Source organism: Bradyrhizobium sp. ISRA464 (assembly GCF_029910095.1).
Lineage (GTDB): Bacteria > Pseudomonadota > Alphaproteobacteria > Rhizobiales > Xanthobacteraceae > Bradyrhizobium.
In genome coordinates this window covers 5595912-5621917 of record NZ_CP094526.1, presented here as the reverse complement: position 1 = coordinate 5621917, position 26006 = coordinate 5595912, and the positions used below count along the sequence as shown (strand labels likewise).

The following is a 26006-nucleotide window of genomic DNA, read 5'->3' as shown; positions in this document are numbered from 1 at the left end:
GCTGGTCTCGGAGGATCCGATGATTTTTAAGACCACCGAAATCGAGGGCGCCCATACGGTAGAACTTGATAAGCGAGCGGACAGCCGCGGCTTCTTTGCCCGCGGCTGGTGCAGCCAGGAGTTCGACGATCGCGGCCTCCCCAACCGGATCGTCCAGATGAATATCTCCTTCAACCGCCGCAAGCACACGATGCGCGGCTTCCACTACCAGGTCGCCCCGTACCAGGAGGACAAGCTCCTACGCTGCGTTCGCGGCGCCGTGCACGACGTGATGCTCGATCTGAGGCCGGACTCGCCATCCTTTATGCGTCACATAGCGGTCGAGCTCAGTGCGGAAAACTACCGCATGCTCCTCGTCCCGAAAGGCTGCGCGAACGCATTTTTGACCCTCGCGGACGAGACGGAGGTCACGTATCTTGTATCTGAGTTCTATACGCCGGCCGCTGAGCGGGGTGTGCGCTGGAACGATCCGGCGTTTCGCATCGAGTGGCCCGCCGAGCCCGCCGTCATCTCCGAAAAGGACTGCAGCTGGCCTGATTTTGTGGACGAGCGCAGGCTCGTCGCGACCGCCGATCAGGAGTAGACAGCCATGTTCATCGTCGACCGCGAGCTCGAGCGGCTGAAACGGGCCGGCACCCCGATCAGGGTGGGAATGGTGGGCGCCGGGTTCATGGCCAGAGGCATCGTGCGTCAGATGCTGCACTATACCAAGGGCATGGAACTCGTGGCGATTTCCAACCGTCATCTTGAGGGAGCCCGTAGGGCCTACGCCGAATCCGGCGAGAGCAATGTCACACATGTGCGCAGCGTGGACGAACTGGACGACTGCATCGCCCGGGGCCAGCACGCGATCACCGACGATCCAATGCTTCTTTGCAACGCTAATGGAATCGATGCGATTCTGGAGGTCACCGGTACGATCGAATTCGCGGCCGATGTGGTCATGCGGGCGATCGCCCGAGCTAAGCACGTCGTCATGATGAACGCTGAACTCGACGGCACCCTCGGCCCGATCCTGAAGGTTTATGCCGACCGCGCCGGGGTCGTCATCACGAACACGGAAGGTGACCAGCCAGGCGTCATCATGAACCTGTATCGGTGGGTGAAGGGATTGGGCATCAGGCCGGTTCTGTGCGGGAACATCAAAGGTCTGCACGACCCCTACCGCAATCCCACAACCCAGGAGGGGTTCGCCAGAAGATGGGGGATGAAGGCCCCGATGGTCACGTCTTTCGCAGACGGCACCAAGATATCCTTCGAGAACGCGATCGTTGCCAATGCAACGGGCATGCGGGTCGCCAGGCGCGGGATGCACGGTCCCGTCGTCGAGGCCGGCACCCCGATCCAGGAAGCGGTCAACTGGTACCCGATCGACGAGCTTCTCGAGGGTCCCGGTATCGTGGATTACTGCGTCGGAGCTATGCCAAACCCAGGCGTATTCGTACTTGGGACAACAAACGATACGATCGAGAAGCACTACCTATCGCTCTACAAGATGGGAGCGGGCCCGCTCTACTGCTTCTACTGGCCCTATCATCTTTGTCACTTTGAAGTCCCGTTCACGATTGCCCGCGCGGCGATCTTCCGAGATGCAGCAATCACTCCGCTCGGCGCGCCGCACGTCGACGTGGTTGCAGCCGCGAAGAGGGATCTCAAGGCCGGAGAGGTCCTGGACGGGCTTGGCCACTACATGACCTACGGCTTGTGCGAGAACGCGCAGGTCGTTCACGCCGAGCGCCTTCTTCCGATCGGCCTCGCCGAAGGCTGTCGTCTTCGGCGGAACGTCACGCGAGACCACGTGCTCGGATACGATGACGTCGAGATTCCGGTGAGCCGATTGTGCGACGCCCTGCGCCGGGAGCAAGACACCCTCTTTTTCGGCAGCCCGTCATCCATACGCTCTGAGGCTACGGTAAATGCCTAAGCTGGATCTACAAAGAAAACCCTGGACTGCTTAAGCGGTGACCCTGCGGCCTACGCCGAACGGATACCCACATATCAAGCTCATGCCAGGCTGCATCGCAGGCGAACCTCATGGCGAGATGGGCGCGTCGTGCCGGTTACGGAAGAAGAATGCCCGCAAGATCGCGCAAATCCTGGAACGCGGTGGCCACTTGGTAGGACGCAAGGAAAGCACACATGTAAAAGGTCGATGGGGAGATACGTTCCCATCTGACGAATCGAAGACCCAGTTCAGAACTCCACTGCATTTGCGCAAGCCACACCATAGCAGCGGCCAGGGAATAGCTTCCTATGATGTCAGTCGGGTAGTGAAGTCCTAAGTAGATGCGCGAAACATCCGCCAACATCGCGCACCCAAGCGCGAGTAATCCAAGCTTGGGTCGAATTAGAAACACGGCAATTGCCAAGCCCGCGAACATGGTCGCACGCTCGCTCGGAAAAGTGTGCGAGTTAGGAGATGAGGTGGTCCTCAGGGTGTCGATATCGCCAAGGACGGCCGGTACGTGAAGTTGAAGCAGTGGATCGAAAATGGGCCGCGGAGATGAGGGCAGCGTTCGATGCAATAGATGAGCGATGAGCCCAGCAAGGATGGCCGCAAAGGTGCCACTGACTATGTGAGCTCGCAATTCCGCTTTGATGCCAGAGAACCAGCAACACCAGACCAGCGATACTACGGCCAAACCCTGCAGTATTGGATATGCGACACTGAAGGCAAGCGCATTCGCGAACTGCCAGTCCATTGTGAGACTATTGATGGCCTTTGCGACGGGCCTGTTCAACCAATCCGGATACAGTGCCAGTATGGCGCTCCCGAGAAACAAAAGCGAAAACGCAGCTGCATTTGCCAGGCACCGGCGATGGGGGACCGCTCGCATCAGATCCGCTCCCTATGGTTCCTGCCGGCGCGTCGAATCTCTCGCAGCGGCTTTACGGATCGAACATCGGCGCAGTTGTTCAGTGGCGACCCACTCCCCGTGAAGGAAGCCGAAAGCCAAATCGATTATCCGCGGACCGGCCCTGAAAACTGCTCACCCAGGACGGCGAGCCGCTGCGACCGGACGGGCCTGCGCGGCCCAAGCCACCGAGCCAGCCAGATCCCCACCCCGAGCGCGGCGGCAATGGTAAGCCCGAGGATCAACGTGATATTGGGGCCGGAGGGAACCATGACTTTTTCGGCAGTAAGGAGCGACAGCCCCCTCACGAGCTTGACCACGTCATCGGCTGGCAACCCGGGCAGGGCCCTCAACTGCGCGTCCCAATCTTCGAGCCTTGTCCGGCCGTTCACGTAATTCGGGTGGCGTACGCCGTAGAGCGAAGCAAGGTGATTTAGGTCGCGCTCAGCCGAGGCTTTTGCGTCGGTCAGCTGTTGCAGCAATTCGCCTCGAAGGTACTCCACCGCAACAACATTGGCGAGATTGGCGGATTGTTCCGGATCTCCTGTAGTGACGGCAATCGATATCAGATAGCTACGTAGCTCGTTTGTCACCGTGATCTTCCGCATGAGCTCACTCACTGCAAGGTCGTGGGGCGACGGCGTCGCCGCCGCCTCCAGACCCAGCACTGATTGGACGTACGAACCGAGCACTGATTGGACATACGAGAAGGCTGACCGGCGCGCGAAAGCAGGATCCTTGTCGAGCCCGAGCCGAGTCACCACCGCGCTGGCGGTCGCCCGCGAGCGAATGACGCGCGCTGCGCTGTCTACAATGGCCGCAGCCTCCACCGAGGCGGTCGGTTGGATTTGCGCACCGGCGGTCGGCGCCTCGCGGCTGAAATCGAACTCGATGATGGCCTCGCTCGAATAACGTGGCCCTAATAGCACGAGCATGACTGACACGAGCAAAACGGCCGCGACGAGGATCGCTGAGATCAGCAACTTCCGTTGCCACAGGACCCGCAGTGTGTCATGCGCGAGTTGCTCATAATGGGCGGGCAAGTCAGCGGTCTCTTTCGTCTCGATCTTGAGTTGAACCGTCATTCCGGATATTCCTGTTACCTTAAGGATGACAGGTCTCAGCTGCGGTACGAGACATACCGCTCAGTCTGGGGTTGCCCCAAACTGATAGAAGTGAACGCCCGATGAAGATTGATGAAAAGGGCTCCCTGGGGGTAATCCGCATCAAAAAGGGTTGCAGCGGGGGTAACCCGAATGACCTTCTGGTTGGCGCACAACTCAACGCCGCCGCTGCGCGTTAGCAGCCTTCAGACTTGCCCCTGGATTGCAGGGCGGTCGCGTTGGCATTCTGGTTCGGCGCCAAGGCATTTTCCCGCCACGATCCCCGGCCTGGAACAGTCCCAGAAACAGACCAGCGGTGGTGTCGCTCCGCCTTCGACGCGGCGCTCACTTGCCGATTGTCCGCGATGTCCTCGTTTACAACGTAAGCGTCGCTTTTCAGGCCACGGCTTTCAGGTCTTGACGCGGGTAGGCCCACGGAAGCAGTTGATCGATATCGCTGTTGGGGTGGGCGTTGACGATCCTGATGAGGACGTCGGCGAGATACTCGAGCGGATTGATATCGTTGAGTTTGCAGGTCTCGATCAGTGAGGCGGTAGTGGCCCAATGCCCGGCGCCAAGGCCCCGCGCTCGACTTTGGGGCGGCCACAGAGGGCCCGCTCATAGATCTCCATGAGCATCTTATGGTTGGCGTCAGCGGTGAATTGGTCGTTGAATTCCTGGCGAGCGGCCTGCCGCATCGGCGGCAGTTGTGACGGCTCCGCCAGGAGCCGATGCACCTTCGCGGCGAGATCGACGTGGTCTCCCGGCTTGAAGTGCAGCCCCGTGCGGTTATCGTCGACCAGCCCGGCCATTGACCCCAGCTTGGGAACAATCACCGGTGTGCCTTTTGCAAACGCCTCGGTGATGACGCGGGGAAAATTCTCGTAGCATTGGGATGGCAGCACCAAGAATGCCGCTTCTCCAATCAACCTAAAAACCGCCTCGAGCGGGAGATTTCCCAACCATTCGATCGAGGCGTCGTTCGCCGCGGCCTCCTGGACCATCGCGGACATTGGACCATCGCCTATGATCTTCAGGGGCAGACTGCCACCGAGATGCCGCCAAGCCTCGAGGAGCGTGCCCACCCCTTTCTCTGCTGATAATCGCCCAACGAACACGGCATGCCCGCCCGTCCCCGCACCGGGGCCAGGATCCGGGTAGACGAAGTTGGGTTTGACCACGATCCTGTCCGCGGGGAGGCCCCCCTCGACGAGTTTGCGTCGAGAGAATTCGCTGAGCGCGACGTATACATGGACCGCCTTCCGCCAGGTGCCCAGTACTCGATGTGTCATGAGCATCGTCGTGATGGCAGTACTCGCCGCGCGGCTGTTGCGGTAGCACTTGTGGACGATGCCCGGCCAGGGAATCGATTTTCCCAGACAGTCTTCGCAGACTTCTCCGTTACGGAACAAAAGCGCATTGGCGCAGAGAAGACGAAAGTTGTGCAAGGTCTGGACGACGCGCACATTTTCCGCCCGTGCCGCATAGTAGCCGGCCGGTGAGATCAGAGGCAGCGTGTTGTGGAAGTGGGCGATCTGCGGCCGATGCGCTCGGAACAGCTGTCGCAACTCGTGGAACGCCGGCCGGCTCCAGATCGTGCGTGAGGCGAGGTCAAGGCGACTCATGGAATCGATCGATTCGTTGCGCATGCAGTATTGCGTCACCTCGTGCCCATGCGCTCTGAGCATGGCGACCTCGGTGGCCACGCATTGATCTTCACCACCGGGCATCTTGTAGAAATTGTGGGCTACCAGAATTTTCATCACAGAGGATATCCCGACGAAGACTGTATCGTGGGCAAGTCTCGGCCGCGGGAACATTGATCCCGTTGGGGCCAGCTTTCATCGTTCGTTTCTGATGAGTTCTCCCGCTCGCGCTGTTTCGTGGGAGGAGGCAGCCTTCAGACAGATTTGCCCGTTTGTAAGCGCGGGGGCTTGGCTCGCGAACTCACCCATGAATCGCAGGACTTCATCCAGACGCTGCCACTGGCCGGTTTCCTGCAGCTCCCATGAATGGCCCCAGAGATGGAACACGCCGCCGGATGTGAGGGCTTGACGCAACAAGGATCGCGCCAAGGTCGGCCACTCAGTCGTGCAGCCGTGAGCAACAAACCGCCACATGTTGCCGAAGGCGGCCCGCTTGATCTTGTTCCTCGCGAAGGCGAGGAGGCTGTGCGGATAAGCCTGAATCGTGGTCGGCAGCAACATGAGTCCAGATTTCTGTCGTGGGAAGTCGAGAGAAACCATCTCGACGGTGCGCAAGCCGAGGTAGCCGGCCTTTCGGACCATTTCCAGGTGACAATTCGAATACTTGCCTGTCGGCGGACAAAACATGAGGCACGGCAGACCGGTGTTTTCTTCAACCCAAGACTTGGAACCGATGATTTCCTGCCAAGCCTGCTGGTCGGTGGTACTGGTGAGAACAACATGATGGAGGGTATGTGCGCCAATCTCGAAAGCGCAGCTCAGCTCCCGGACCTGCGCCGCCGTCATCGTCCCGCTCTCTGCCGCCTTCGGTATGTAAAACGTGCCGTGCAGGCGATACTTCGTGAGCAATTCCGCCACGCGCAAATCCAATGGATGACCGTCGTCCCAACTGGTCGTGATGTATGTCTGCTTCATAGTCACCGCGCGACACTCATTGCTTTGCTGGCAGAACAGTTAGTTCGGACCGGATCTCTCAAGTTCGGTCTTGAATTCTTGCGTCCATGGGACGGGAGAGCACCGGCTTCAGCGGTGCAGAGATGGAATCCGAGCCGATCGTCCTCGGACCTGCATCCGGAAGTGTTCTCCGAACCGCTTCCGGGCCGTGCCGCGGGACGAGGGCCAAGAACGCTAGCCACCTTCCCGCCGCCCGGATCGCGGTGCCCACCAGGAATCCACAGGCGGCCCCCAACGAGCCCCACCCGGGCACCAAACACCAGACGAGAGCAACGGCGAGAATGCCTCCGAATGCACCGATCCAGAAGCTCTCACGCGCACGCTCAACGCTTGCCAGGGCGTTGAAAGCAGGCATCCCCATACCCCCCGCCAGCGTCGCCAGGACCAGGACCGTGACGGTGTGGCCGTTCCCCTCGTACTCCTTGCCGTGATAGAGTAGATGCATAACCTGCTCGCCGGCGAACAGGGCCACGATGCAGAACAAGGCCATCACTAGGCCAAGCACCAGCGATTCCTGAATGACCTCGCGCCGCAACCTCGCGCCACCTCCCTCCTTGAGGGCCAAGGCGGCTCTCGGAGCCAAGATGTTGCTAAGCCCCATGATCAGAGGGTTTGTCAATAAGGCGATGCTCATGCACGCGGCGTAGACACCTGTCGCGCTCGTGCCAGCGGCCGATGCCAACAGCCAGTAGGTGGCATTAGTTTGCGCTGCCATGATCAGCTGATTGGCTAAGAGCCATTTTCCCAGATTCCAACTTTGCCGCATCGTTTCCGGCAGATTGTCCCCGCGGACCGCAAAAGTGGCGCGCGCGCGGTACAACCAAACGACACCGATCCCAGCACTCGCTGCGCCGATTGCGGCGAACGCCGTGGTGGCGGACAACAGCCCAGTCCATGCCAGCGCGCCGAGTCCACCAAGCTGGATCGCGGCCACTGCAGTGTCCTGGATCAGCGCTTGGTTCATCTGGAAGTGCGCGAAAGCAAACCGCCGGCAGAATGCTCGCAACAACGCGAATGGTGCCACCGCCGCCAGCGCCCAGATCATTGCCACCAGCTTGGCCTTTGCGTTCCATGAGGACAGGCCCCGAGCGGTCAGGGCCAGAACGACAATGCAAAGTACCGACAGCAGAAAACTTAGTTTGAGCGAACTGTTCGAGTGTTCAGCCGGCTTTCCCAGCGGCCGATGCCGCTGGATCGTGTAAGGGAGCGAGATCAGCGAATCCTGGATTGTAACCAACGCGACCAGCAGGGAACTTGCGATCGAGTAAAGCCCCAGCTCGCTCGCAGAGGTCGAGCGGCCGACCACGACCATTGTGAGAAAGCTGGTACCGCTCACCACCGCCTGATCTGCCAGGGCCAAGGCGTGCGTTTGCCAAGTTGCCCAGGGGGTGCGCAGTTCCGTGATCCGCAGGCTGTCTTTCAAATCCCAGTTCAACCTTCCTCCTTCCCAGGTGGCGCTTCCCCGGCTTCAGGCAGCGATCTCCCTCCGCTGCTTCCGATTGCACGATGCAGGGGCTCGCCAAGAAAGCCGGGGACCGCGTAGGCATAGCGACGCCATAGGCGGCGCGGTTCCGAGCACCGCCGAAACAGCCATTCAAGTCCGTTTCGCTGCATCCAGAGGAGGCGCCTGGCGCTTGGTCTCTGCGAGGCCGATCGCGCCTCAATGCGCCTTCGCATGATGATTGACAGGACAACGATTGATAACTGCTCATAGGGGGCAATAGTGCATGAGCGGGGGGTAGTCATGATGCGTCCAGAAGGGAGTACTCATGAAGAACTAGCCTAGCCACAAATTGACCGGGACCGCGCGCGCCGGGCCGCTAGTGTTCGGACGGCCGTCGCCGAACAAGCAGCTGAGGCAGCCACGTCGCGCTCATGCGCGGCAGCTCTTGTGTCCGTTGGTCTGGAAAACGCATGGATTACGTTTCTAGCACATTACGACCGGTCAACTTGGGCGACCGTTATCTCTTGCTGCTCTGGGGCGTGCTGCTCGGATACGCGTTCATTGGAAAGGGCTTTGCATACCTCGGATTTCCGCCCCTCTATATCGGAGAGATAGCCCTCCTCACCGGATTTATCATCTTTTTGCGGACCAGCTGCCTCATCGCTGCACTTGCGAGTCTGCCGAGCCTCTTCCTTGCTGCGGCGATGGCTTGGGTGATGCTGCGCACGCTGCCGTTTGTTGGCATGTATGGCTTCGATGCGCTGCGCGACAGCGTCGTGATCATGTACGGAGGCTTCGCCTTCATCATCATCGCGCTCCTGCTGGAGGACCCGCACCGCATCAATACGATAGTTCGTTGCTATGGCGGATTTTCGAAGATCTATGTTCTGGCCATTCCTTTCATCTTCGCGTTCAATCATTTCATGGAGAACTACATTCCGAATGTGCCCGGAACAGATGTTCCCCTAATTCTCATTGCACCTAGCGAGCTTGGGACGCATTTGGCCGGAGCTGCGGTGTTCGCCGTTGTGGGATTTCGCAAGGCGACGCCGCCGTGGATTGCTCTTCTGGTCGCGGCGCTCGCGATGGTTTGCGCCCAGAGTCGCGGCGGTATGCTTGCCTTTGCCGTTCCCGTCACGTTTGCGGCCCTCGTGCTCGGGAAGATACGCGAACTGGCAATCGTTCTTGTGGCCGGGCTGGGGATCTTTGCTGTGGCTTACGTCCTCGAGCCGATTTTCACTCACTATCGCGAGACGGCCTCCTCAATAGAGCGTCCGATCAGCACGCGGCAGATTGTCAACAACATTGTGAGCATGGCCGGCGAGGGGCAAGAGCAGACCGAGGGCACGAAGGAATGGCGCGTGGAATGGTGGAACGCGATTGTCAACAATACGGTCTACGGTCCATATTTCTGGACCGGACGCGGGTTCGGATTGAATCTGGCCGAGGCGGCTGGCATTTCGGACAACCACCGACTAACACGTCCACTCCGAAGTCCGCACAATGTGCACATGACGATCCTGGCGCGGGCCGGCGTGCCGGGCTTGGCGCTGTGGGGGGCCTTCCTCACCTCCTGGCTCGGTATGATGATGCGCACGATGTGGATCGCTCGCCGCCGCGGGCAGACCGACTGGGCCGCTCTGCTCCTTTTCATCGCCTGTTATGTCATGGCGATTGTCATCAATGCTACATTCGACGTCACGCTTGAGGCGCCCGTGCAGGGAGTCTGGTTTTGGTGCCTGATCGGCTTCGGAATAGGCTCGGTCATGGTCTATCGCGCGCAACATCACGAGCCGGTCTGGCGGGGGTTCAGGGTTACGGCCAGCTGAATGCGCTCCGCGATTAGCGAGAGGCCGCGATGTGTTATGACGTGATTGGTTGCCGTTTGACCGGCACAGAACACGGTTGCGGTCCCTCGCGGGACCGGCCCTTGGGTGCCTGCTCAGTTTACCTATTCTGATGTCTTGTGCTGACGCCTCATGTCCGCGGGAAGCAATTGAGGTCGGGCCGGGTACCTCAATCCCGGCCGCCGTGGACAGCGCCAGACGGCTCCCAACCCTCTTCAACAGCGGGGAGGTGGCGACTGCTCCTGTCGGCAGCCTTGACGTGGGTGCCTATTTTTGCGTCGTGCCGAGAGTCCTTCGAGGGATTAGGCTCTCGATGTGAGCCACGTCGACGTGGTTTGCCTGGTGATTGACCGCGCATGCCAGTGTCGGCCCCTCAACTTGTCTGATTTCGCCGATGACCTTGTTGGAATCGGGGTTGCTTGAATCCGGGATCAAGGGCCGAGAGCTGTCGTTTGCCGGTCGTGTCAGCGACCCATTGTTCATCCCCCAAATTGCCGCCTGCGTCCGGTTGTGGACCCGGACTTTGCGAAGGATCGCCTTGATGTGGACCTTCACGGTGGCCTCGGCGATATTGATCTTTCGCGCGATGCATTTGTTGGAATCGCCTTCGATGAGGCAGCGCAGAATCGATTTCTCCCGTGGCGAAAGCTGGGGAGAGGTCCTGTCGTCCGATGCAATGATCGCGGTGTCGCTGTTGTCGCGCGAACCTGCCCCGTTCGGGCCATCCGCCGCGGGATCGAGGGTCCCTGACAGGAACGTCGCCGGGAAAACCGTTTCCCCCATCATCACGAGCTCAATCGACTTGATGAACACGTCGCGGGTCGTGATGTCGACGAAGTAGCCTGTGGCGCCTGCGCGGAATGCCGAAACCAGCTCGTTCATCTGGTAGCGATCGGCCACGACGGCGATGCGTCCGTCCGGACGATGGCTCCTGCAAAGTTCGATCTGCTCGACGGTGGCGTCAAATTCGTCGCCCGAATGGACGACAAGAAACAGTACCTCGCAAGACGGAGCCTTGCGTGCGTGCAAATCATCGGCGCTTGAAACTGAAGTCAGGATGCGAAAATTCGCCGATCGGAGGATGCCAGCCAGGCCTTCCCTGCGTAATCCGTTTTTGCCGACAAGTACGACTGAAAAGCAATGTTGCCGCCTCATGATGAAACTCCCTGCCAAAATTACAGTGGGGGCGCGGTTGAAATCCGACTCTTACGCCTTAATGCGGTGGCGGAAAAAATTTGAAGGCTTCGTCAATATCTGTTGGATGCAGTTTCCGATTCGTGCGGAACCTCCGTTCACTGTGACGTCATTTATGAAGTTTAGATTCGAATGCACGATATCCCTATATGCCTTTGGGTATAGGCCGATCGACCGCACGATCAACGATGCGCGAGGACATGGCGCACCTTTCGGATGAAAGTTTGATATGTGACCATCAAACATTGTGGTCTCTTGACCTCCGCGAAGAGCGCGGAAATTCGCGTTGCTGCAATGCAGCGTGCAATTTTATGAAAGATTATCTCTCCAAATGAGGTAGGCTAAAAAGGGAAATTGTATGGGTAAGGGGTAGACAGTACGCATGTCGCGAGGAGGGCGAACCGAGGTTCGGATGCGTTGTACGAGTGTGGTGATTGCGGACCAGTATCCTGTCGTCCTGCAAGGCCTCAGTAGCGCGCTGAGTGCGGAGCGTGATTTCAAAATTGTCGCGCGTTGTATCGACGGTACGAACTGTCTCGACGCGATCCGCAGGTTTGCGCCTGATATCGCTATTCTGGATTTCTCGATCCTCGACATGTCATGGCGAGAAATACTTTCTGCGGCAAATGCCGCGAACGTCGCAACGCGAATTGTGTTCTTTACAGCATCGGTCGAAGAGGAAGACTGGGTGGCGCTGGTCGAGGCTGGAGCCTACGCCGTCATTCCGAAAGAAGCCGAGCCGGACATCTTGGTTCAGACCCTGAGGCAGGTTGCCGATGGCCAACGACTGCTGCCGCGGTCATCCAGTCCGCTTGCTCCCCGTGAGATGAGCACGATCGCGGAAAAGGGGCTGGCATCGCTGACGGGGCGCCAGCGGCAGATCATGCATTTGGTGTCTGCGGGATTGTCGAACAAGGAAATCGGACGTCGATTGAACATCGCCGACGGCACCATCAAGGTTCATCTGCACAACATTTTCCAGAAACTCGAGATCAGCAATCGAACGGCTCTCGCGGCGTTCGCCATCTCGCAAAGCGAGGGCTTCGAGCTTGTTTCCGGAGGTCGGCTTTCCATTGAGTCCTGAGGACGCGGAAACCGGATTGGGCTGCCTTCAAGAGCGGCAGGGCCGGAGCGCTGGACGCCCAAGCGCGGCCCTCTCGACCGCCACCCGTTGACACGTCTCGTCCGTACTGCGCGGGACGCAGATCGCCCGGTGGTATTCCGTGGCGTTCGGGCAGCTGTTTTTGATGGACGGACCTGGCGGTTTCGCGGTTAATGGCCTGCAGATTTCGTATGCACCGTTTGGAGGAAGTGACGCAAGCGGTTGATATCGCTAATGTTACGTTCTCTGTTGCCTGACCGACCAGCGATCATCACCGCAATGGGACAAATCATTCGTAAGCCGTTCAAGACCTACCACCATGGCGATCTGCGAGAAGCCCTGATCCAGGCTGCCCTGCAGGAGGTCGAGCTTGGCGGGCCGGAGGCGATCAGCATCAAGGCGCTGGCCAAGCAACTCGGCGTCTCACAGCCGGCGCCGTATCGGCATTTCGCCGATCGCGACGCGCTGTTGCAGGCGGTCACCGCCGAGGCGTTCCGGCAATTCAACGTGATCATGCGCGAGGCGATCGACAAACCAGGCAAGCAGTCCAAATTGTCACGCTTCGCGCAGGCGGCGCTCGCCTTCGGGCTGCAGCGCCACGGCGTCTACCGGCTGATGTTTGCCTCGCGAACCATGGCCTGTGCGCCGAAGGGAAGCGAGCTGCACACCGCGGCGATGGAAACGCTCGCGCTCCTGATCGAGGCGTTCGAGGCACCGGCCGTCGGCCTGTTGCGCGAACGCCAGGCGCTCAAGATCTGGGCCGGGCTGCACGGCATCGTCATGCTAGCCGAGCAGGGACTGCTTACCGGCGAGGTCGCGCAGATCAGCCGCGAGGAGCTGCTGGACGAGATCGTCGAGCAGACCAAGCTTGCGCTCACCGTCGCGCTGAAGTCGGCGGAAGAGAAGGCCTAGGACGCCTGCCTTGTTACCATACAAGTGGCGACTTCATTTCCTCATCCTGAGGAGCCGCGAAGCGGCGTCTCGAAGGATGCAGGCCACCGCTGCGGCCTCATGGTTCGCCTGGCGATGCGCAGCATCGTCCAGAGACGCGCGTTCCGCGCTCCTCACCATGAGGATTGGTGACGGAGTAGGTCGCGTCCTTACCTCGGCGGCCGCGGATCGATCGGCGTCGTGCCGCGCAGGCCGAGAATATCCTCGAGCACCTTCGCCCCGGCCAAGAGCTGCGCCTCGGCACGGGGTTTCGCGACCATCTGCAAACCGACCGGCAGGCCGGACGCGGTGAAACCGCAGGGCAGCGACAGCGCCGGGCAGCAGGCCAGCGTGATCGCGTAGACGATGCCGAGCCATTCGACATAGTTGTCGAATTTCTTGCCGTCGCATTCGGCGACATAACGGTTCTCCACCGGGAATGGCGGCACGATGGTCGCAGGCGCCAGCAGCAAGTCATACTTGTCGAAGAAGGCAAGCGCACGTTCGGTCATTGCGACGCGCTGAGCCTCGGCGCGCTCGAGCTTCTCGACGGTGAGCTTCAGCCCTTCCTCGATATTCCAGATCACTTCGGGCTTGAGCAGGTCGCGCTTGGTGCGCAGCAGCGCGGCCTTGCTGATCGCGAAATCGAACGCGCGCAGCACATGGAAACATTCGTGGGCTTCATGCAGGTCGGGATGCGCCTCCTCGACGATTGCGCCGGCTTCTGCAAAGCGCTCCGCCGCCTTGCGCGTGATCGCCTTGACCTCGGGATCGACAGGCGTGATGCCGAGATCGGGCGAATAGGCAACGCGCTTCGGCATCTGGTTCGAACGCGCCGCCGAGAGGAACGACGTCGGCAGCGCGGGCAGCGACAGCAGATCGGCCGCGTGCTCTCCGCTCATCGCATCCAGCAGCAGCGCGAGGTCCTCGACGTTGCGCGCCATCGGTCCCTGTACGCCGAGCGTGCGGTCGACCCCGAACTTCGGCGTGTGCGCGACGCGGCCGATGCTCGGCCGCAAGCCCACGATGCCGCAGAAGCTGGCGGGGTTGCGCAGCGAGCCGCCCATGTCGGAGCCGTGCGCGAGCCAGGCCGTGCCGGTCGCAAGGGCCACGGCCGCGCCGCCAGAGGAGCCGGCCGCCGAGCGTGACGTGTCCCAGGGATTGCGGGTCGGCCCGAACACCTCGTTGAACGTGTTGGCGCCGGCGCCGAATTCCGGCGTGTTCGACTTGGCGTAGATCACGCCGCCATTGTTTTCGAGATGCTCGACCAGGAGATCGGACTTTGCCGGGATGTTATCCTTGAAGATCGGCGAGCCCTGCGTGGTCAGCACGCCCTCGACAGCGGTGAGGTCCTTGATCGGAACGCTAAGCCCTGCGAGCAGGCCACGCTCGGCGGCGGGCTTCTGCATCAGGGCCTTGGCGTGGCTGCGGGCGCGGTCGAAGCAGAGGGTGGGCAGCGCATTCACCTTGCCGTCCACCTCGGCGATGCGCTTTTCCAGCACGTCGAGCAGATCCAGCGGCGTGACCTCGCCGGCCTTCAGCTTATCGACGACGGCGCAGGCTGTTTCCCGAATGAGCCCCTGATCTGCCACTTGCTTGTCTCCGTCTCTTATAAGTCTTCTGTTCTTGCTGCTGTAGAACATTTTCCGCAGTCGTGGCAATGCGCGGGAGGCGAGCCACGCGCGTCATTGTGAGCCAACGGGTCGGCGCAAAGCGCCGCCCGATGACAGGCTCCGCGAAGCAATCCATCGCTCTGCGCGTGTGGTGCGATGGATTGCTTCGTCGCTTCAGCGCAAAATTGCTTTGCAATTTTGTCGCGAGCTCCTCGCAATGACGGGGGAGAAGGACGTGCCTAACCCCATCCTGCAGTCAGCCCGCCATCCACCGTGTAGATCACGCCCGACGTATAGCCGGCGCGGTCGGAGGCGAGGAACGCCATGAGGTCGCCGATCTCGCGCGCATGCGCGGGGCGGCCGAGCGGCAGGCCCGTCTGGAACTCCTTGTAACGATTCTCGTCGCCGAGCTGGTGCTTGGCGCGGGTTTTGAGCAGCGTGACGTGGCGATCGGTGCCGACTGGACCCGGATTGATGCCGACGACGCGGATGTTGTCGGCGAGGCTTTTTCCGCCGAGCGCACGGGTGAAGGCCATCAGCGCGGCGTTACCGGCGCTGCCGCAGATGTAGTTGGCGTCGAACTTCTCGCCGGCCGCGCCGATATCGTTGACGATCACCCCGCCGCCGCGCGCCTTCATCTGGGCATAGATTGCGCGTGTCAGGTTGATATAGCCGAACACCTTCAACTCCCAGGCGTGACGCCAGGTCGTCTCGTCGATCTTGTCGAGCGAGCCGCCGGGGATATCGCCGGCATTGTTGACGAGGATGTCGATGTCGGCTGCTTCGTTGGCCAGCCGGGCGCGATCCTCCGGTTTGCGCAGATCGACCACGCTGGTTGCCGCATCGATCTGGTGCGCGGAGCGCAGCCGCTCGGCGAGCGCCTTGAGCTGGTCGCCGTTGCGGGCGGCCAACAGCAGATTGGCGCCTTCCTCGGCAAAGGCTTCGGCGGCGGCCGCGCCAATGCCCTTGGAGGCGCCGGTGATCAGGACACGCTTGCCGCGCAGATGCAGATCCATGGGATGACTCGCTTGCTAGAAAGGAACGGATGTCGGCGAATTCGTAGGGGCAGGGTGGCGCGGCGGTCAACACTGCACTGCAGCGTTGCACTCGCGCGAAGTTTGGTCCATTGCAGGGCGATCAGGATAGGCGGCATTGCTGGCCGGGCAAATCACAAGGGTGTTCTCGATGAGCAAGAAACAGTATCGGATTGCGGTCATTCCCGGCGACGGCATCGGCAAGGAAGTGATGCCGGAGGGGCTGCGCGTCATCGAGGCGGCGGCGAAGAAGCACGGCGTCGCCGTGCAGTTCGATCATTTCGACTTCGCCTCCTACGATTATTACGAGAAGCACGGCGAGATGATGCCGGCGGACTGGAAGGAGAAGATCGGCAAGCACGACGCGATCTATTTCGGCGCGGTCGGCTGGCCGGCCAAGATCCCGGACCACATCTCGCTGTGGGGCTCGCTGATCAAGTTCCGCCGCGAGTTCGACCAGTATGTCAATCTGCGCCCGGTGCGGCTGATGCCCGGCGTGCCGTCGCCGCTGGCAAATCGTAAGCCCGGCGACATCGATTTCTGGGTGGTGCGCGAGAACACCGAGGGCGAGTACTCCTCCGTCGGCGGCCGCATGTTCCCGGATACCGACCGCGAATTCGTGACCCAGCAGACGGTGATGACGCGCACCGGCGTCGACCGCATCCTGAAATTCGCATTCGATCTGGCGCAGTCGCGGCCGAAGAAGCATCTGACCTCGGCGACCAAATCGAACGGTATCTCCATCACCATGCCCTATTGGGACGAGCGCGTGGAGGCGATGGCCAAGAAGTATCCTGGCGTGAAGTGGGACAAGTACCACATCGATATCCTGACCGCGAACTTCGTGTTGCATCCGGACCGGTTCGACGTCGTGGTCGGCTCCAACCTGTTCGGTGACATCCTGTCCGACCTCGGTCCGGCCTGCACCGGCACGATCGGCATCGCGCCGTCGGGCAACATCAATCCGGAGGGCGATTTCCCCTCGGTGTTCGAGCCGGTGCACGGCTCGGCGCCCGATATCGCCGGGCAGTGCATCGCCAATCCGATCGGCATGATCTGGTCGGGCGCGATGATGCTGGAGCATCTCGGCGAGAAGCGGGCCGCGGACGCGATCGTCGGTGCGATCGAGCGCACGCTCGGCGAACGCACGCTGCGCACCCGCGATCTCGGCGGCAATGCCGACACGACGGCCTGCGGCAAGGCGGTCGCGGAGATGGTGGACTAAGATCGCCTGCGCAGGGTGGGTTAGCGAAGCGTAACCCACCCTTTCTTTCCGCAGTCACAAAATCGGTGGGTTACGCCTTCGGCTAACCCATCCTACGATGTCTATGACTTCACGATCCTTCGGCAATGCTCCCATGCCGCGTGGATCAGGTTCTCGCTCGCTTCCGGTGTGCGGAACGCGGAGTGGGCCGACAGCGTCACGTTGGGAATCTTGGTCAGCGGATGATCCTTCGGCAGCGGCTCGATGTTGTAGACGTCGAGGCCGGCGTGGCGGATATGGCCCGATTTGAGTGCATCGATCATGGCCTGCTCGTCGACGAGCGCGCCGCGCGCGGTATTGATCAGGACCACGCCCGGCTTCATCATCGCGATCTTCTCGCGCGTGATCAGGCCGCGGGTCTCGTCGTTGAGCAGGAGATGGATCGAGACCACGTCGCTCCTGGCCAGCACGGTGTCGAGGTCAACGAACTCGACGCCCGGATGGGTCTTCGGCGACCGGTTCCAGGCGATCACCTTCATGCCGCTGCCGAGCGCTATGCGGGCGACCTCCGCGGCGATGCCCCCGAAGCCGACCAGGCCGAGCGTCTTGCCGGTGAGCTGCATACCGTCCTCGCGCAGCCAGTTGCCGGCGCGCATCTCGCGATCCATCTGCGCGATCACGCGCGCCGAGGACCACATCAGCGCGATCGCGGATTCCGCGACCGCGGTATCGCCATAACCCTTGATCAGATGCACTGAGATTCCGAGCTCGGCGAGTTCTTCCGGGTTCATGTAGCTGCGCGCGCCGGTGCCGAGGAACACGACGTGCTTCAACCCGGAGCACTTCTTGGCGACGTAGGTCGGCAGCGCCGTGTGGTCGATGATCGCGATCTCCGCGCCGTCGAGCACTGCCGGGTAATCCTCGGGCTTGATGTCGGGATTGCGGTTGATCCGCACCTTGGGATCGCCCGGCTTCTCCAGCCGCTCCGTGATCGCAGCGAGCGATTCATTGGCGTCGACAAACACTCCGCGCACGAAAGCCTCCGTCCAAAGGGAAAGATGATGATCAGGATGCGACGCCCGCGAGCGCCAGCACGGTGTGCATCAACACGTTGGCACCGGCGGCACAGTCGGCCTGCGTCGCGTCCTCCAGCTCGTTGTGGCTGATGCCGTCCTTGCAGGGCACGAAAACCATTGCCGCCGGCATCACCGTGTTGAGGTTGCAGGCGTCATGGCCGGCGCCGGAGGTGATGCGGCGGTGCGAATAGCCGAGCTGCTTTGCCGCATTCTCGACCGCATCGACCAGCTTCGGGTCGAAATGCGTCGGCGCCTTGCGCCAGACCAGATCGAGCTGAACCTCGACCTTGCGGCGCGTCGCGATCTCGGCCACCGCCGCGCGTAGGTCGCGATCCAGTGCGTCCATGATCGCGGCGTCGGCGCTGCGGCAATCCACCGTGAAGGCGATCTCGCCGGGAATGACGTTGCGCGAGGGCTTTGCGATCACGGCCTCGCCGATGGTGCCGACCGCATTCGGGGCGTGCTTTTTGGCGATGCTTTCCATCGCCAGCACGATCTCCGACAGCGTCGCCAGGGCATCGCGCCGCAGCGGCATCGGGGTCGAGCCGGCATGGCTCTCGAAGCCGGTGATCTTGCCATCGTACCACAACACGCCCTGGCCGGAATCGACCACGCCGATGGTCTTGTTCTCGGCCTCAAGGATCGGTCCCTGCTCGATATGCAGCTCGACGAAGCTGGTGAACTTCTGGCGGCCGACCGGGCTGTCACCGCGATAGCCGATGGTGTCGAGCGCCTGAGCCACCGTGATGCCGTCGGCATCCTTACGCGACAAAATGCCGTCGGTGGTGAAGTCGCCGACATAGGCCGCGGACGCCATCATCGCCGGCGCGAACCGCGAGCCTTCCTCGTTGGTCCAGTTGCAGATGCAGATCGGCAGCTCGGTCTCGATCCCGGCATCGTTGAGCGTGCGCACCATTTCGAGCGCGGCGAGCGTGCCGAGCACGCCGTCATACTTGCCGCCGGTCGGCTGGGTGTCGAGATGCGAGCCGACGCCGATCGGAGGCTTCGACATGTCGCGACCCTTGCGCAGGCCGAACATCGAGCCGAGCGCATCGACATGCACCTCGAGGCCGGCATCCTGGCACGCCTTGCGAAACCAGTCGCGCACCTGCTTGTCCTCGGCGCTCAGTGTCAGCCGCCGTACGCCGCCTTTCGGGGTGGCGCCGAACTGCGCGGTTTCGTGGATGGTGCCCCAGAGGCGGGCGGAATCGATCTGCAGGTTGGTGGCGGCTCGGCTCATTGCGGCTCTTCCCTTTACGCGATCGTTTTTTCATGACGCGCCACTGTCGCCCCGTCAACCGCCACGCTTGGCTGTGCGATCTGCCCGGCGAGATTGGCGACGCGCTCGATCGCCACCGCATCGGGGGAGGCGAGCCAGCTTGCGGTGAAGGTGAGGGGCGGCAGCTTGAGGTCGGTATCGAGCAGTTGCAACCGCCCATCGGCAAGCTCGTTCTCGACGATCGCCGACGGAATGACGGCGATGCCGAGACCTTCATTGGCCATGTGGATGACGGTTGCCAGCGACGTGCTGGCGTGCAGGCGGATCGGTGGTAGATCCGGCCCGTTGAACAGCGCACGCACGGTCTCGTAGGGCTGGGTCTTGCGCGGAAAGGTGATGATCGGAAACCGCGCCAGATCCTGCCGCGCCACCGGGCCGGCGCCGAGCCCGAGCGCAGGGCTCGCGAGGAAACCGATCGGATAGTCGCAGAGCACGCGGTTGTGCGCGCCGGAAGCCGAGACCGGTCCGAGCACGAAGGCGAGTTCGATCTCCTGTGCCAGCAGCCGCGCGGTCAGGTTCGGTGTGATGTCGACCTCGATCTCCAGCGACAAGTTCGGGTAGATCTCGTTCACGCTCTTGACCAGCCGCGGCAGCCAGGTGTGCACGATCGTCTCCGCGACACCGAGCCGCAGCGCGCCGCGCATCGCCGACCGGTCGCCGACCTCGGCCATCATCTCCGAACGCAGCCCGATCAGCTTCTCGGCATAGATCATCATCTGCCGCCCGCTCGGCGTCGGCGAGGCCACCCGATGCTCGCGGTTCAACAGCTTGACACCCATCTCGCGCTCGAGCTGGGCGATGCGTTGCGAGATCGCCGGCTGGGTGGTGTTGAGCCGCTGGGCGGCGCCGCGGAAGCTGCCGAGCTTGACGACCCAGAGGAAGGTTTCGATCGAGCGGAAGTCGGTCATTGGAAGCATTTTTCCAATCGATAAATCAAAGTTATCGATTTTGATTAGAAAGGACGATTAGACATTATATCACGCTTGGTGTTGGCTTGTCCTTGTCGAGATTATGGGCAGGAGGGTCCCATGACTGTTTTTGCGGCAGTGCAGCGATCTCAGGGGGAAGCGGTGCTTCCGAGCGTTGAGGCCCGCCAGGCCTGCCGCAACGGCATGGCCTCCACCACCGCCGGCGTCGCCAACGGCTTCGTCCAGGGCAATCTCGCCATCCTGCCGGAGAAACTCGCCGGCGCCTTCCACAGGTTCTGCCAACTCAATCCGAAGCCGTGCCCGATCATCGGCATGTCGGATGTCGGCGATCCCCGCATCCCCGCGCTCGGCCTCGACCTCGACATCCGCACCGACGTGCCGCGCTACCGGGTCTGGCGCGACGGCGAGGTGGCCGACGAGCCGACCGACATCATGCAATATTGGCGTGACGATCTCGTCGCCTTCGTGCTCGGCTGCTCGTTCTCGTTCGAAGAGGCGCTGATGGACGAGGGGCTGCCGATCCGTCACATCGAGCACAATGTGCGTGTGCCAATGTACCGCACCAACATCGCGTGCAGTCCGTCGGGTCCGTTCCAGGGACCCATGGTGGTGTCGATGCGGCCGTTCAAGCCGGCGGATGCGATCCGCGCGGTGCAGATCACCTCGCGCTTTCCCTCGGTGCATGGAGCGCCGGTCCATCTCGGCCACCCCCATTCGATCGGCATCAAGGACATCGCGAAACCCGACTACGGCGATCCGGTGCCGGTCGCGGACGACGAGATCCCTGTGTTCTGGGCCTGCGGTGTGACTCCGCAAGCGGTGATCGCAAATGCGAAGCTGCCGTTCGCAATCACGCACGCGCCGGGATTGATGCTCGTCACGGATCTCAGGAACAAACAGCTCGCTGTGCTTTGAATAGGCAATTCGTGCAATTCATTGAGGCTTTACTGCGCGCTACAAGCACTTCATCGATAAAAACAGACTGACCTAGGGGAATTGGGAATGACGATCTCTCGCCGTAACGTGTTGCTCGGTGCCACTGCCGCCGCTGCGCTCGGTCCGATGGCCGCGCGCGCGCAGACCAGCGAAGTGGTGATCGGCGTGATCTATCCGCTGTCCGGCTCCAGCGCCCAGATCGGCGTCGACGCGCAGCGCGCATTCGAGACCGCGGCCGACATCATCAACAAGAACTATGATTTCGCATTGCCGCTGGCCAAGGGCGAAGGCCTGCCCGGCCTCGGCGGCGCCAAGGTGCGTCTCGTGTTCGCCGACCATCAGGCCGACCCGCAGAAGGGCCGCGCCGAAGCCGAGCGCCTGATCACGCAGGACAAGGTCTGCGCCGTGATCGGCACCTATCAGAGCGCGGTCGCCGTCACCGTCAGCCAGATCTGCGAACGCTACCAGGTGCCGTTCATCTCGGCCGACAACTCCTCGCCGAGCCTGCATCGCCGCGGCCTGAAGTATTATTTCCGCGCGGCGCCGCATGACGAGATGTTCTCGACCGCGATGTTCGACTTCTTCGACGCGATGAAGAAGAAGGGCCAGAAGATCGAGACGCTGGCGCTGTTCCACGAGGACACCATCTTCGGCACCGACTCGTCGAACGCACAGCTCAAGCTCGCCAACGAGCGCGGCTACAAGGTGATGGCCGACATCAAGTATCGCGCCAACTCGCCGTCGCTGACCGCCGAGGTGCAGCAGCTCAAGGCCGCGAATGCCGACGTGCTGATGCCGTCGAGCTACACCACCGACGCGATCCTGCTGGTCAAGACTATGGCCGAGCTCGGCTACAAGCCGAAGAACATCGTAGCGCAGGATGCCGGCTTCTCGGAAAAGGCGTTGTACGACGCGGTCGGCGACAAGCTCGAAGGCGTGATCTCGCGCGGCAGCTTCTCGCTCGACCTTGCGCAGAAGCGTCCGATGGTGGGGCTCATCAACGAGATGTACCGCGCCAAGTCCGGCAAGGACTTCAATGACTATTCGTCGCGCCAGTTCATGGGCCTGATCGTGATGGCCGATGCGATCAACCGCGCCAAGTCGACCGACGGCGAGAAGATCCGCGAGGCGCTGGCCGCGACCGACATGCCCGGCGAGCAGACCATCATGCCGTGGCGGCGCGTCAAGTTCGACGAGATGGGGCAGAACAACTTCGCCGATCCGGTGCTCTTGCAATATGCTGCGAAGAACTTCGTCACGATCTTCCCGGAACAGGCCGCCGTCTCCGAGGCGATCTGGCCGATGAACAGCTGATCGGTCGGCCACTCTCCTTCGTCGTCCCGGGCAAGCGAAGCGCGACCCGGGACCCATTACCCCAGGCAGGCGTTTTGCGATGATTGGTTGCTGTCTCTCCTCTCGATGCATTTGTGGTTATGGGTCCTGGCATTCGCCAGGACGACGCTGGAGCCGTGCATTGATCGGGGCGCAACGGTGACAGCCGAGACCATTATCCAGAGTCTGGCGAGCGGCCTTCTGATGGGGCTGCTCTACGGACTGATCGCCGCCGGGCTCGCATTGATCTTCGGATTGATGGACGTCGTGAATTTCGCGCACGGCGAGTTCCTGATGATCGCGATGTACGCGACCTTCTTCCTGTTCGCATTCTTCGCGATCGATCCCTTGCTGTCGGCGCCGCTGGTCGCCGCGGCGCTGTTCGTGTTCGGCGCGGTGGTCTATCTGTTGGTCGTCCGCTTCGCCGTGCGCGCCAAAGCCAATGCCGGCATGGTGCAGATCTTCTCGACCTTCGGTCTTGCGATCGTCATGCGCGGCCTGGCGCAGTTCTTCTTCACGCCCGACTATCGCAGCGTCACGAGCTCCTGGCTCGGCGGCAAGACGGTGGCGGTCGCCGGCATCTATCTGCCCGAGCCGCAACTGGTCGGCGCGTTCGTCTCGATCGCGGCCTTCGTCGCGCTCTACTTCTTCATCCATCGTACCGATTTCGGCCGCGCGCTCGAGGCGACCCGCGAGGACGCCGGCGCGGTGGCGCTGGTCGGCATCGACAAGAACAGGGTGTTCGCGCTGGGCTGGGGCCTTGGTGCCGCGCTGGTGGGGCTCGCCGGCGCCATCATGGCGATCTTCTTCTACGTCTATCCCGATGTCGGCGCGTCCTTTGCCCTGATCGCTTACGTCACCGTGGCGCTCGGCGGCTTCGGCAGCGTATTCGGCGCCTTTGCCGGCGGCATCATCGTCGGCCTGGTGGAAGCCACCACCGCGCTGATCCTGCCGCCGTCGCTGAAGTCGGTCGGCATCTATGCCGTCTACCTCCTGATCGTCTTCATCCGCCCGCGCGGCCTGTTCGGATCGATGTGATGGACAAGCACTTCGCCCAACGCCGCAGGCGTGACCTGATCATGGCCGGTTGCCTGGCCGTGATCGCCGCGCTGGTGCCGCTGTTCGTCAAGGACGTCTACGTCCAGAACATCATGGTGCTGACCCTGATGTATGCGGCGCTGTCGCAGAGCTGGAACATCCTGTCCGGCTATTGCGGGCAGATCTCGCTGGGCCACGCGCTCTATTTCGGGCTCGGCGCCTACACCACCGCGCTGCTGTTCACCAAGTTCGGCGTGCTGCCCTGGTTCGGCATGCTGGCGGGCGGCGCGATCTCCGCGGTGATCGCGATGGCGCTCGGCTATCCCTGCTTCCGCCTGCGTGGCCATTACTTCGTGATCGCGACCATCGTGATCGCCGAGATTGCGCTGCTGCTGATCCAGAACTGGGACTGGGCGGGCGCGGCGCTCGGCATCGACATTCCCGTGCGCGGCGACAGCTGGCTGAAATTCCAGTTCACCCGTTCCAAGCTGCCATACTTCTATTTCGCGCTGGCGCTGGCCTGCATCGCCTGGTTCGTCACCTGGTGGCTGGAAGATTCCAAATGGGGCTATTGGTGGCGCGCGGTGAAGGACAATCCGGATGCTGCCGAGAGCTTGGGCGTGGTCGTGTTCAATTCCAAGATGGGTGCGGCGGCGGTGTCTGCCTTCCTGGTCGCGGTCGGCGGCAGCTTCTACGCCCAGTTCGTCTCCTATATCGACCCCGAAAGCGTGATGGGCTTCCAGTTCTCGCTGCTGATGGCGTTGCCTGCGGTGCTGGGCGGCATCGGCACGTTGTGGGGGCCGATGTTGGGTGCCGTCATCCTGATCCCGCTCACCGAGCTGACGCGGTCCTTCGTCGGCGGTTCGGGGCGCGGCGTCGACCTGATCGTCTATGGCACGCTGATCGTCCTGATCTCGCTGGCGCTGCCGCGGGGGCTGGTGAGCGTGTTTTCCTTGCGCAAGGGGGGCGCGCGATGACGGCGCTCCTGGAAACCCGCGGCGTCTGGCAGCGTTTCGGCGGCCTTGTCGCCAACAGCGACGTCTCGATCTCGGTCGGCCGCGGTGAGATCGTCGGCCTGATTGGTCCGAACGGCGCCGGCAAGTCGACACTGTTCAACCTGATCGCGGGCGTGCTGCCGCCGACGCAAGGTTCGATCATCTTCGACGGCGAGGACGTCACCCGCCTGCGCGCGGCGGAACGCTGCCAGCGCGGCATCGGACGCACTTTCCAGGTGGTGAAGAGCTTCGAGACCATGACTGTCATCGACAACGTCATCGTCGGCGCGCTGATCCGCAACACCGTGATGCGGGTGGCGCGGAAGAAGGCCTACGAGGTGCTGGAGTTCTGCGGCCTTGCCGCGCGCGCCGATGTGCTGGCCAGCGACCTGGTGCCGTCGGAGAAGCGTCGACTCGAGGTTGCGCGCGCGCTCGCAACCGAGCCGAAGCTCTTGCTGCTCGACGAAGTCCTCACCGGGCTGACGCCGGTCGAGGCGCAGACCGGCGTCGAGCTGGTCCGCAAGGTGCGCGCCACCGGTATCACGGTGCTGATGGTCGAGCACGTCATGGAGATCGTGATGCCGCTGGTCGACCGCGCCATCGTGCTCGATCTCGGCAAGGTGCTGATCGAAGGCAAGCCCACTGAGGTCGTCCGCAATCCCAAAGTCATCACTGCCTATCTCGGGGATCGTCATGCTGTCGGTGCGTGAAGTCACCACCGCCTATCAGGGCCTGGTTGCGATCTCCTCGGTCTCGATCGACGTTTCCAAGGGCGAGATCGTCTGCGTCGCCGGCGCCAACGGCGCGGGCAAGTCGACGCTGCTCAAGTCGATCGCCGGCGCCGAGCGGCCGCGCTCCGGGACTGTGACCTTCGACGGTACTCGGATCGACGGCAAGCCGCAGCACGTCATCACGGCCGGCGGCATCGCCTTCGTGCCCGAAAATCGCCGGCTGTTTCCGCGGCTGTCGGTGCGCGACAACCTCCGCCTCGGCAGCTATCTCTATCGCAGCCAGGCCAATCGCGACGAGCCGCTCGATCTGGTGTTCAAGTTGTTTCCGCGGCTCTCGGAGCGTCTGGACCAGCGCGCCGAGACGCTGTCGGGCGGCGAGCAGCAGATGCTGGCGATCGGCCGCGCGCTGATGACGCGGCCGCGGTTGCTGATGCTGGACGAGCCGTCGCAGGGCATCATGCCGAAGCTGGTCGACGAGATCTTCCAGGCCGTGAAGCGCATCCGCGACGCGGGCATGACGGTGCTGATCGTCGAGCAGCGCATGGCCGAGTGCCTGGAGATCGCCGACCGCGCCTACATCCTGCAGACCGGCCGCGTGCTGATGCAGGGCCCGGCCGCGGAGATCAGCACCAATCCCGACGTGCGCAAGGCGTATCTGGGGCTGTAGCGGTCATCACACTGCCGTAGCCCGGATGAGCGGAGCG

23 protein-coding genes and 2 pseudogenes are annotated in these 26006 nt (G+C 62.1%); 12 read left to right on the top strand and 13 right to left on the bottom strand.

Annotation, left to right across the window (positions count from 1 at the left end; genetic code table 11):
* The first annotated feature begins 19 nt into the window (after positions 1-19).
* Positions 20-583, top strand: coding sequence for a dTDP-4-dehydrorhamnose 3,5-epimerase (rfbC, locus tag MTX19_RS26220; RefSeq protein ID WP_280979972.1), 564 nt, complete (start codon positions 20-22; stop codon positions 581-583).
* A gap of 6 nt (positions 584-589) precedes the next feature.
* Positions 590-1924 (top strand): Gfo/Idh/MocA family oxidoreductase, encoded by a 1335-nt coding sequence (locus MTX19_RS26215; protein ID WP_280979971.1) that lies wholly within the window; start codon positions 590-592, stop codon positions 1922-1924.
* A gap of 136 nt (positions 1925-2060) precedes the next feature.
* Here the strand turns inward: MTX19_RS26215 and MTX19_RS26210 are convergent, their stop codons facing one another.
* The 7 genes and pseudogenes from MTX19_RS26210 to MTX19_RS26180 all read right to left on the bottom strand — a co-directional run.
* A complete protein-coding gene (locus MTX19_RS26210; protein WP_280979970.1) occupies positions 2061-2702 on the bottom strand; it encodes a phosphatase PAP2 family protein in 642 nt (213 codons plus the stop codon).
* A gap of 260 nt (positions 2703-2962) precedes the next feature.
* Positions 2963-3940, bottom strand: a complete 978-nt coding sequence (locus MTX19_RS26205) for a Wzz/FepE/Etk N-terminal domain-containing protein (protein ID WP_280979969.1) — start codon at positions 3938-3940, stop codon at positions 2963-2965.
* Positions 3941-4354: 414 nt separating this feature from the next.
* Positions 4355-4534: pseudogene (locus MTX19_RS26200) on the bottom strand (transposase domain-containing protein); the annotation flags it as partial.
* Positions 4501-5688, bottom strand: coding sequence for a glycosyltransferase (locus tag MTX19_RS26195; protein WP_280986140.1), 1188 nt, complete (start codon positions 5686-5688; stop codon positions 4501-4503). The pseudogene MTX19_RS26200 and the gene MTX19_RS26195, both read right to left, overlap by 34 nt.
* A 111-nt stretch (positions 5689-5799) precedes the next feature.
* Positions 5800-6579, bottom strand: a complete 780-nt coding sequence (locus MTX19_RS26190) for a polysaccharide deacetylase family protein (RefSeq protein WP_280976797.1) — start codon at positions 6577-6579, stop codon at positions 5800-5802.
* Between the two features lie 58 nt (positions 6580-6637).
* Positions 6638-8053: a lipopolysaccharide biosynthesis protein gene (locus MTX19_RS26185; protein WP_280979967.1), complete on the bottom strand. Its 1416-nt coding sequence runs from the start codon at positions 8051-8053 to the stop codon at positions 6638-6640.
* Positions 8050-8235 (bottom strand): annotated as a pseudogene (locus tag MTX19_RS26180) (WecB/TagA/CpsF family glycosyltransferase); the annotation flags it as partial. The gene MTX19_RS26185 and the pseudogene MTX19_RS26180, both read right to left, overlap by 4 nt.
* 297 nt (positions 8236-8532) lie before the next feature.
* Here MTX19_RS26180 and MTX19_RS26175 point away from each other — a divergent pair.
* Entirely contained in the window at positions 8533-9891 is a 1359-nt protein-coding gene (locus MTX19_RS26175; RefSeq protein WP_280979966.1) for an O-antigen ligase family protein, read from the top strand.
* Positions 9892-10176: 285 nt separating this feature from the next.
* Here MTX19_RS26175 and MTX19_RS26170 read toward each other — a convergent pair whose 3' ends face one another.
* Positions 10177-11064 (bottom strand): response regulator transcription factor, encoded by an 888-nt coding sequence (locus tag MTX19_RS26170; RefSeq protein WP_280979965.1) that lies wholly within the window; start codon positions 11062-11064, stop codon positions 10177-10179.
* 469 nt (positions 11065-11533) lie between these two features.
* On the opposite strand from MTX19_RS26170, the gene MTX19_RS26165 reads away from it, so the two are divergent.
* The gene (locus tag MTX19_RS26165) at positions 11534-12187 is read left to right on the top strand and encodes a response regulator transcription factor (RefSeq protein WP_280979964.1); all 654 of its coding nucleotides are present in this window, start codon (positions 11534-11536) and stop codon (positions 12185-12187) included.
* 297 nt (positions 12188-12484) lie between these two features.
* Positions 12485-13117 carry a TetR/AcrR family transcriptional regulator gene (locus MTX19_RS26160; protein WP_280979963.1) on the top strand — a complete coding sequence of 211 codons (633 nt, stop codon included), beginning with the start codon at positions 12485-12487 and terminating at the stop codon, positions 13115-13117.
* A gap of 188 nt (positions 13118-13305) precedes the next feature.
* Here MTX19_RS26160 and MTX19_RS26155 read toward each other — a convergent pair whose 3' ends face one another.
* Positions 13306-14727, bottom strand: a complete 1422-nt coding sequence (locus tag MTX19_RS26155) for an amidase family protein (RefSeq protein WP_280979962.1) — start codon at positions 14725-14727, stop codon at positions 13306-13308.
* 260 nt (positions 14728-14987) lie between these two features.
* Positions 14988-15764: an SDR family oxidoreductase gene (locus MTX19_RS26150; RefSeq protein ID WP_280979961.1), complete on the bottom strand. Its 777-nt coding sequence runs from the start codon at positions 15762-15764 to the stop codon at positions 14988-14990.
* Between the two features lie 169 nt (positions 15765-15933).
* Here MTX19_RS26150 and MTX19_RS26145 point away from each other — a divergent pair, with 169 nt between their 5' ends.
* Positions 15934-17007 (top strand): tartrate dehydrogenase, encoded by a 1074-nt coding sequence (locus MTX19_RS26145; RefSeq protein WP_280979960.1) that lies wholly within the window; start codon positions 15934-15936, stop codon positions 17005-17007.
* 101 nt (positions 17008-17108) lie between these two features.
* Here MTX19_RS26145 and MTX19_RS26140 read toward each other — a convergent pair whose 3' ends face one another.
* From MTX19_RS26140 to MTX19_RS26130, 3 genes are read right to left on the bottom strand one after another with little or no spacing between them, the layout of a single operon-like run.
* The gene (locus tag MTX19_RS26140) at positions 17109-18020 is read right to left on the bottom strand and encodes an NAD(P)-dependent oxidoreductase (RefSeq protein ID WP_280979959.1); all 912 of its coding nucleotides are present in this window, start codon (positions 18018-18020) and stop codon (positions 17109-17111) included.
* A gap of 31 nt (positions 18021-18051) precedes the next feature.
* Entirely contained in the window at positions 18052-19302 is a 1251-nt protein-coding gene (locus MTX19_RS26135) for a Zn-dependent hydrolase (RefSeq protein WP_280979958.1), read from the bottom strand.
* A gap of 14 nt (positions 19303-19316) precedes the next feature.
* Positions 19317-20249, bottom strand: coding sequence for a LysR family transcriptional regulator (locus MTX19_RS26130; protein ID WP_280985533.1), 933 nt, complete (start codon positions 20247-20249; stop codon positions 19317-19319).
* A gap of 120 nt (positions 20250-20369) precedes the next feature.
* On the opposite strand from MTX19_RS26130, the gene MTX19_RS26125 reads away from it, so the two are divergent.
* The 6 genes from MTX19_RS26125 to MTX19_RS26100 all read left to right on the top strand — a co-directional run bounded on the left by MTX19_RS26125 (position 20370) and on the right by MTX19_RS26100 (position 25969).
* The gene (locus MTX19_RS26125; protein ID WP_280979956.1) at positions 20370-21185 is read left to right on the top strand and encodes a putative hydro-lyase; all 816 of its coding nucleotides are present in this window, start codon (positions 20370-20372) and stop codon (positions 21183-21185) included.
* An 87-nt stretch (positions 21186-21272) separates the two neighbouring features.
* Positions 21273-22520, top strand: coding sequence for an ABC transporter substrate-binding protein (locus MTX19_RS26120; RefSeq protein ID WP_280979955.1), 1248 nt, complete (start codon positions 21273-21275; stop codon positions 22518-22520).
* Positions 22521-22697: 177 nt separating this feature from the next.
* Positions 22698-23576, top strand: coding sequence for a branched-chain amino acid ABC transporter permease (locus MTX19_RS26115; RefSeq protein WP_280979954.1), 879 nt, complete (start codon positions 22698-22700; stop codon positions 23574-23576).
* Positions 23576-24553, top strand: coding sequence for a branched-chain amino acid ABC transporter permease (locus MTX19_RS26110; protein ID WP_280985532.1), 978 nt, complete (start codon positions 23576-23578; stop codon positions 24551-24553). The genes MTX19_RS26115 and MTX19_RS26110 overlap by 1 nt, the downstream gene beginning before the upstream one ends.
* A complete protein-coding gene (locus MTX19_RS26105; RefSeq protein WP_280979953.1) occupies positions 24550-25281 on the top strand; it encodes an ABC transporter ATP-binding protein in 732 nt (243 codons plus the stop codon). The genes MTX19_RS26110 and MTX19_RS26105 overlap by 4 nt, the downstream gene beginning before the upstream one ends.
* Entirely contained in the window at positions 25265-25969 is a 705-nt protein-coding gene (locus MTX19_RS26100; protein ID WP_280979952.1) for an ABC transporter ATP-binding protein, read from the top strand. The genes MTX19_RS26105 and MTX19_RS26100 overlap by 17 nt, the downstream gene beginning before the upstream one ends.
* Positions 25970-26006 lie beyond the last annotated feature (37 nt).

Excerpts from the sequence above, each read along its gene's own strand:
- MTX19_RS26105 (WP_280979953.1), top strand. The coding sequence starts at position 24,550 with ATGACGGCGCTCCTGGAAACCCGCGGCGTCTGGCAGCGTTTCGGCGGC.
- MTX19_RS26135 (WP_280979958.1), bottom strand. The coding sequence starts at position 19,302 with ATGAGCCGAGCCGCCACCAACCTGCAGATCGATTCCGCCCGCCTCTGG.
- MTX19_RS26120 (WP_280979955.1), top strand. The coding sequence starts at position 21,273 with ATGACGATCTCTCGCCGTAACGTGTTGCTCGGTGCCACTGCCGCCGCT.
- MTX19_RS26125 (WP_280979956.1), top strand. The coding sequence starts at position 20,370 with ATGACTGTTTTTGCGGCAGTGCAGCGATCTCAGGGGGAAGCGGTGCTT.
- MTX19_RS26170 (WP_280979965.1), bottom strand. The coding sequence starts at position 11,064 with ATGAGGCGGCAACATTGCTTTTCAGTCGTACTTGTCGGCAAAAACGGA.
- MTX19_RS26145 (WP_280979960.1), top strand. The coding sequence starts at position 15,934 with ATGAGCAAGAAACAGTATCGGATTGCGGTCATTCCCGGCGACGGCATC.
- MTX19_RS26205 (WP_280979969.1), bottom strand. The coding sequence starts at position 3,940 with ATGACGGTTCAACTCAAGATCGAGACGAAAGAGACCGCTGACTTGCCC.
- MTX19_RS26130 (WP_280985533.1), bottom strand. The coding sequence starts at position 20,249 with ATGACCGACTTCCGCTCGATCGAAACCTTCCTCTGGGTCGTCAAGCTC.
- MTX19_RS26195 (WP_280986140.1), bottom strand. The coding sequence starts at position 5,688 with ATGCCCGGTGGTGAAGATCAATGCGTGGCCACCGAGGTCGCCATGCTC.
- MTX19_RS26150 (WP_280979961.1), bottom strand. The coding sequence starts at position 15,764 with ATGGATCTGCATCTGCGCGGCAAGCGTGTCCTGATCACCGGCGCCTCC.
- MTX19_RS26160 (WP_280979963.1), top strand. The coding sequence starts at position 12,485 with ATGGGACAAATCATTCGTAAGCCGTTCAAGACCTACCACCATGGCGAT.
- MTX19_RS26190 (WP_280976797.1), bottom strand. The coding sequence starts at position 6,579 with ATGAAGCAGACATACATCACGACCAGTTGGGACGACGGTCATCCATTG.
- rfbC (WP_280979972.1), top strand. The coding sequence starts at position 20 with ATGATTTTTAAGACCACCGAAATCGAGGGCGCCCATACGGTAGAACTT.
- MTX19_RS26215 (WP_280979971.1), top strand. The coding sequence starts at position 590 with ATGTTCATCGTCGACCGCGAGCTCGAGCGGCTGAAACGGGCCGGCACC.
- MTX19_RS26175 (WP_280979966.1), top strand. The coding sequence starts at position 8,533 with ATGGATTACGTTTCTAGCACATTACGACCGGTCAACTTGGGCGACCGT.
- MTX19_RS26210 (WP_280979970.1), bottom strand. The coding sequence starts at position 2,702 with ATGGACTGGCAGTTCGCGAATGCGCTTGCCTTCAGTGTCGCATATCCA.
- MTX19_RS26110 (WP_280985532.1), top strand. The coding sequence starts at position 23,576 with ATGGACAAGCACTTCGCCCAACGCCGCAGGCGTGACCTGATCATGGCC.
- MTX19_RS26100 (WP_280979952.1), top strand. The coding sequence starts at position 25,265 with ATGCTGTCGGTGCGTGAAGTCACCACCGCCTATCAGGGCCTGGTTGCG.